Source organism: Ensifer sp. VA4 (assembly GCF_055710065.1).
On record NZ_JBVQPO010000090.1, the window covers coordinates 1 to 255 of the forward strand.

At 62.7% G+C, this 255-nt stretch carries 1 pseudogene; it reads right to left on the reverse strand.

Annotated features, from left to right (window positions below):
• Nucleotides 1-97: 97 nt before the first annotated feature.
• A pseudogene (locus tag AC0C6X_RS30295) lies at nucleotides 98-255 on the reverse strand (electron transfer flavoprotein subunit beta/FixA family protein); the annotation flags it as partial.

The window sequence follows — 255 nt, forward strand, 5'->3', positions numbered from 1 at the left end:
GCAGCGGTCAGCGCCTTGGCGGTCTGGTCGGAAAGGTGGTTGCTGTCGTGGTCAGCCAGAAGAAGAATGGCCATGATTTAATCTCCCTTTGCTGAACTTAGAGCACGCCGGCTTCGGTCTTGAGCTTCTCGACGAGCTCGGCGACCGACTTGACCTTGATGCCGGCCTTGCGGCCCGACGGCTCCTCGGTCTTCAGCACCTTGAGGCGGGCGGCGGTGTCGACGCCGAAGTCGGCCGGGGTCTTCTTGTCGAGCG